The organism is Cryobacterium sp. RTC2.1 (assembly GCF_035018685.1).
Classification (GTDB): Bacteria; Actinomycetota; Actinomycetes; order Actinomycetales; family Microbacteriaceae; genus Cryobacterium; species Cryobacterium glucosi.
Genome location: NZ_JASJXJ010000193.1, coordinates 1 through 6,038, shown reverse-complemented (window position 1 = coordinate 6,038; position 6,038 = coordinate 1). Strand labels below are relative to the sequence as shown.

Sequence of the window (6,038 nt, the reverse complement as noted above, 5' to 3'; positions counted from 1 at the left end):
GGCAGGGGCCGCGGAGCTCGTCCGAGCTGCGTGCGCTGCTGGCGACGGTGCGTGCCGACGGCTTCGCCCGCGAGGACGGGGAGATCACGCCGGGGATGGCATCCGTCGCCGTCGCAGTGCGGGACCACGCGGGCTGGCCCGCCGCCGGGATCGCCGTGACCTTCCCCCGCGAGCGGATCGCCGAAGACCTGTGGCCCGCGCTGGCCGCCGAGCTCGCCGGCACCGCCGCGGAACTCTCCCGCCGCATCCACGGCCGTCCGTGACATCCGCCTCAGTGCGCGAACAGGGCGATCAGCAGGGCAACGTAGACGACGACGAAGACGGCCGGTGTCACGAACCGCACCACGTTCACCCACGGCGCCGCCGACAGGATGCGCAGGGTCACGGCTGACGTGCTTCCCACGGCTCGCAGGTCGGCGATGACAGCGAGGGCCTCATTGGCTGCGTTGATCTGCACGAGGGCACCGAGGATCCCGGAGGCCAGGAGCACACCGGCCGCCGCGACCCGCACGCTCGGTGCGGCTTCGGCCAGGCCCAGGGACAGGAAACCCACCAGTGCCGTGAGCAGGAAGGTCGGGGCGACCTGGGACACGATGACGTGCCAGCGGGTCTTGATCCAGAGGTTGACGAGCTCGGATTCGGTCATGCGGGGCTCCACTCCGGTCGCCGCGGACGGGCGACCTGCGTCCATTCTCGCGCGGCGCATGCACCCGCGGGCCCACCGGTCGCAACTGCGGCCGCTGCCGACAACTGTGGCCGGTGCACGGGCACCAGTTGTCCGCATCGGTCACTCCAGGGAGCCCGTAGCGCAGCGGATGCCCGGCTCAGTACCAGCCGACGCTGACCGAATGCGCCCAGGCGCCGCAGGGCGTTCCGTAGACGGCGGCGATGTAGCCGAGGCCCCAGTCGACCTGGGTCGCGGCGTTCGTGCGCCAGTCGGAGCCGGCGGACGCCATCTTGCTTCCCGGTAGCGACTGGGGGATGCCGTACGCCCCGGAGCTCGCGTTGTAGGCGTCGGCCCGCCAGCCGGACTCCTTGTTCCAGAGCGACACCAGGCAGGTGTACTCGTTGCCGCCCCAGCCGCGCGTGCTGACCGCGCCCGCCGCGTACGCCCGGGCCGCAGCCGGAGACGACACGGTTGCGGTCGGGGGAGCCGTGGTCGAGCCCGCGCCTGAGGAGCCGGAACCGGAGGATCCGCTCGACCCTGAGCCGCCCGACCCGCTCGCCGCCGCCGGTTGAGCGGCCGCCGCGCTCGCCGCAGCCGCCCGCGCGGCCTCTTCCTGTTGCTTCTGGTATGCCGCGGCCGCGGCGACGCCGGCCCGGTAGGAGCGCTCCGTCTCGGCCGTCGTGTTCTTCAGGCTCGCGAGCTGGGCGTCGAGCACGTCCGAGCGTGTGCGCTGCTCGGCGAGCTGCGCATCGGCGGCGCGCTGGGCCTCGGCCGCGGCCGCCGCACGATCCTTCGCCTCGACGGCGAGGCGGTCGCGTTCCGTCGACGCCACGGCGGCTTGTTCCTCGAGGCTCTGCACGAGATTGCGTTGCGCGAGCGCCCGGTCGCGGATGCCGGAGGTCAGTTCGCTCAGCCGGGTCGAGGTGCTGAGGGCCGACAGCAGGTCGCTCGCCTGGCCCGGAACCAGGAGCAGGGTGGCGACGGCGTCGCTCGCCCCGGAGCGGTACAGCTGCGCACCCAGAAGCCCGAGCTGGACATCCGCTGTCTGGGCCTTCTCGGTCGCGGTCGCGAGCTGGCGCGCGAGGTCCCCGGCGTGCGCAGCGGCCGCGCGTGATTCTGTGTCGGCGGTGGCGGATGCCGCGCTCGCGGTGATCGCCGCGTCTCCGAGCGTCGCGGCCTGGGTTTCGAGCCCGGTCAGCAGGGTGCCGATCCGGGTCACCTCCGCCTCGGTCGCAGCGGTCGAGGCGCGGGCGGCCTCGACGTCGGCCCAGCTCGGATAGTCGTCGGCCTGGGCGGGAATGGCGACGGTCACGGACGCACCGAGCAGCGCGATGACGGCCGCCATCACGCTCCATGCCCGCACTCTCGATCGCACCTGTCTCCGCCCGCCGTCTACCGAGTGTAGTTCGCGGTCCTTGGACTGTCCCGGCCGGATTCCCGGGCGGATTCCCGCGCGGCGACATCGGGAGGCCGGGTCCGGGCATCCGCCGGAACAGCCCGCATCAGGTCGCGGTCCGGGCCAGTCGAGGGCGGAGGGCGGCGAGGATCCGGGTCAGGTCCAGCGAAATCGCGGTCGCGGCGCCCATCGCCGTCGCGGGAGTGGCGTCGTGCCGGGTGTCCAACTCGGCCGTCAGCTGGGCCACGGCGGTCTCGGCCGTCTCGAATGCGCCAGAGTCCGTCAGGACGGCGTCTCCGTCCCGGCCGGACTCCCACTCGGTCAGCACTGCGGCGACCGCGAGCAGGGCCCGGGCGAGTGGCGGCCTGAGCTCTGGATGCAGTTCGAGGGCGATCGGAGCCCCCCAGGCGACCCCGGCGAGTACATCGGTGAGGTCGCGCACGTGGAACGTGACGGTCTCGAGCGCGGCGAGGTCGTCCCGGTCACTGGCCAGGTCGCGCCGGTGGATGCGGGCCCGAGGGTTGCCCTTGCGGCTGTCTTCCGCGTGGAACAGGGCATCGTGAACGTCGCGCACGAGTCTGATGAGTTCGTCGCCGCGGCTCGCCCAGTCGTCGCGCTCGGGCGGCCAGTTCTCGGTGAGGGCCTCGGCCAGGTCGGAGAGGTGGCCGGCGAGCCTGCCGCGGTAGTGCGACAACTGGCGGCCGACCGCGTCGAGGGTCAGGGGCGGCAGGATCAGGAGGTTCACGGCAAGGCCGATCACGATGCCCAGGGACACCTGCTCGAGGTAACCGATCGAGTACCCGTCCGCATTCGGTCCCCCGATGATGAGCACGAACAGGGCCGTCACCGGGATGTACTCCCGGTTCGCGCCGAACACCCCTGTCGCGGCGACGAGCGCGCCCACACCGACGGCCAGCGATATGGTCAGCACGTTCGGACCGCTCACGAGCAGCACCGCACCCGCGAGCACGATCGCGACGAAGAGGCCGCCGAGGGTCTGCAGTGAGTTTCGAACCGAACTCATCAGCGTCGGGTACATGCTGACGAGCGCTCCGAGCGGCGCGTAATAGGGATACTCGTTTGCGACCCCCGGCAGGTATCCGGCGACCGTCCACGCGATGGCCACGGCGAGGGCGGCCTTCGCCGCGGCCAGCAGCCGAGCCGCGGTCAGCTGCGATCCCACCCACCGGGGCGCGTGCCGCACGGTCCGCCGTACGCCCGATCGCGTCATCTCCGTCTCCTTCTGTCACGACACGGTACCTCCCGAACCGGTTCTTCTGCCGGTAGGCGACCGAACCCGGGGTGCCCCGAAACTGGTCCGTGACTTTTGGGGGACTATCCGGTAACGTTGACAGGTCGGCTCTTGACACCGTGTGAATTTGTATGCGCGGATGGGTTTGTAAGTCAGGATGGGCCGGTTTCCCAGTAATCCGCTGGTGAAAAATCACTGTATGTGAACGGCCCCGGCCATAGACTGCCCGGGTTCTCAGGTTGCGATGCATGTGCGTCGTTGTTCTGCCATGTACCCAATACAACCCAGGAATTTTCTATGCCTACGAGCAACAATCCGGCTGTCAGCCGATCCAACAAGAACTTCGACCCGAAGTACGCCGCCAAGGGCGGACCCTCCCGCGGAGGATCCAACAACGGCAGCAAGAGCCCGGGCCACCGCGGCTATCAGGCCGATGCGGGCGCCCCCAAGAAGGCCCGCTGGAACGCCGGCGAACGCGCCGACCGCGCCGCAGGACGCCCCACCAACGACCGCCCGGCCTACGGTGACCGTCCGGCCCGCAGCAATGACCGTCCCGCCTATGGCGACCGTCCCGCCCGCGGCAACGACCGCCCGTCGTACAACAACGACCGTCCGTCGTACAACGGCGCCTCGCGCACCGATCGCCCGACGCACAGCAATACCGATCGCCCCACGTACAACGCCCGCTCTGAGCGTCCGTCGTACAACAGCGACCGTCCCCGCACCGACCGTCCGTCGTACAACAACGACCGTCCGTCCTACGGCGACCGCGCCCCGCGCACCGACCGTCCGGCGTATAACAAGGACCGTCCCTCCTACGGTGACCGTCCGGCCCGCACGGATCGTCCGGCGTACAACAACGACCGTCCCCGCACGGACCGTCCGACCTATAACAACGACCGCCCGTCCTACGGTGACCGTCCGGCCCGCACGGACCGTCCGGCCTACAACAACGACCGTCCCCGTACCGACCGTCCGGCCTACAACAACGACCGCCCGTCCTACGGCGACCGTGCAGCCCGCACCGAGCGTCCCTCCTACGGTGACCGTCCGGCCCGCACTGAGCGTCCCTCGTACGGCGACCGTCCCGAGCGTTCGCACTCCGACCGCCCGTCCTACGGCGACCGTCCGGCCCGCACTGAGCGTCCCTCCTACGGCGACCGCCCCGACCGTGCGGCTCGCACCGAGCGTCCCTCGTACGGCGACCGCCCGGACCGTTCGCACTCCGACCGCAGCAACCGTTCCGCGCACGACGACGGCGGCCACTCCAGCAACTTCTACCCGAGCCGCGACACCAAGGCGCACTTCGCCGCCGGTGACGACGTCGTTCTCGAGCGCCTCGAAGCCATCGCGACGACGGCTGCCGAAGTTGTCGGCGTGACCTTCGGCGACCTGGGCCTGGGCGAGAACATCGTCCGCGAGCTCGGCGCCCTCGGTGCCGCCAGCCCGTTCCCGATCCAGGCCGCGACCATCCCGGACGTGCTCGCCGGGCGCGACGTGCTCGGCCGTGGCAAGACCGGCTCCGGCAAGACGATCGCCTTCGGCGCTCCCCTCGTGGAGAAGCTGATGGAGAACAACGGCGCCAAGGACCGCAAGATGGCCCGCAAGCCCCGCGCGCTCATCCTGGCCCCGACCCGCGAGCTCGCGCTGCAGATCGACCGTACCGTGCAGCCCATCGCCCGCAGCGTCGGCCTCTTCACCACCCAGATCTACGGCGGCGTTCCGCAGTACCGCCAGGTCAGCGCCCTCCAGCGCGGCGTGGACATCATCATCGGCACCGCCGGCCGCATCGAGGACCTCATCGAACAGGGTCGCCTCGACCTCAGCGAGGTCGTCGTCACCGTCCTCGACGAAGCCGACTACATGTGCGACCTGGGCTTCCTCGAGCCCGTCCAGCGCATCCTGCGCCAGACCAAGAAGGGCGGCCAGAAGCTGCTCTTCTCGGCAACCCTCGACAAGGGCGTCGCCTCGCTCGTCAAGGAGTTCCTGACGAACCCGGCCGTCCACGAGGTCGCCGGTGAAGACCAGGCCTCCTCCACGATCGACCACAAGGTCCTCGTCATCGAGCACCGCGACAAGAGCGCCATCATCGGCCAGCTCGTCGACCGCCAGGGCAAGACGCTGATCTTCTCCCGCACCCGTGCGTACGCCGAGCAGCTCGCCGAGCAGCTCGAAGACGCCGGCGTGAAGGCGACGAGCCTGCACGGCGACCTGAACCAGGCCCGCCGTACCCGCAACCTGCAGATGCTGACCAGCGGTCGCGTCAACGTGCTGGTGGCAACGGATGTCGCGGCCCGCGGCATCCACGTGGACGACATCGACCTGGTCATCCAGGCCGACGCCCCCGACGAGTACAAGACCTACCTGCACCGCTCCGGTCGTACCGGCCGTGCAGGCAAGTCCGGCACCGTCGTCACGCTGATCCCGAAGCAGCGTCGTCGCCGCATGGACGAGCTCCTCGAGCGCGCCGACATCGAAGCCAGCTTCATGAACGCCGCCCCCGGCGACGCAGCCGTCCGCGAGCTCGCCGGCCTGTAACACCCGCTCCACTCGCACCACCCGCAGGGCACTCACCATCCGGTGGGTGCCCTGCGGCCGTTAACCCCGCCCCCGTGTCCCGCGAGAGTACATTTTTGGCCCCTAAAACGCGGTGTGCTGTCTCGGGACGTCCCTGACACTTCATGTCTCGGGACGTCCCTGACACTCGGGTCGGGATGTTGCGG

The 6,038-nt window shown here is 70.3% G+C and carries 5 protein-coding genes; 2 read left to right on the top strand and 3 right to left on the bottom strand.

From position 1 onward, the window contains the following. The coding region (locus QN357_RS17200) for an IclR family transcriptional regulator domain-containing protein (protein WP_323505263.1) at positions 1-263 on the top strand (263 nt) is incomplete at its 5' end. Between the two features lie 8 nt (positions 264-271). On the opposite strand, the gene QN357_RS17195 is transcribed toward QN357_RS17200, so the two are convergent. The 3 genes from QN357_RS17195 to QN357_RS17185 all read right to left on the bottom strand — a co-directional run bounded on the left by QN357_RS17195 (position 272) and on the right by QN357_RS17185 (position 3,294). After that, on the bottom strand, positions 272-646 hold the full coding sequence (locus tag QN357_RS17195; protein ID WP_134446264.1) for a hypothetical protein: 375 nt from the start codon (positions 644-646) through the stop codon (positions 272-274). A 178-nt stretch (positions 647-824) separates the two neighbouring features. Beyond that, positions 825-2,012, bottom strand: coding sequence for a hypothetical protein (locus tag QN357_RS17190; RefSeq protein WP_322189186.1), 1,188 nt, complete (start codon positions 2,010-2,012; stop codon positions 825-827). A gap of 157 nt (positions 2,013-2,169) precedes the next feature. After that, a complete protein-coding gene (locus QN357_RS17185; protein ID WP_134446266.1) occupies positions 2,170-3,294 on the bottom strand; it encodes an FUSC family protein in 1,125 nt (374 codons plus the stop codon). Positions 3,295-3,612: 318 nt separating this feature from the next. Here QN357_RS17185 and QN357_RS17180 point away from each other — a divergent pair, with 318 nt between their 5' ends. Beyond that, complete coding sequence (locus QN357_RS17180; RefSeq protein ID WP_322141097.1) at positions 3,613-5,853, top strand: DEAD/DEAH box helicase; 2,241 nt, start codon at positions 3,613-3,615, stop codon at positions 5,851-5,853. Positions 5,854-6,038: the final 185 nt, after the last annotated feature.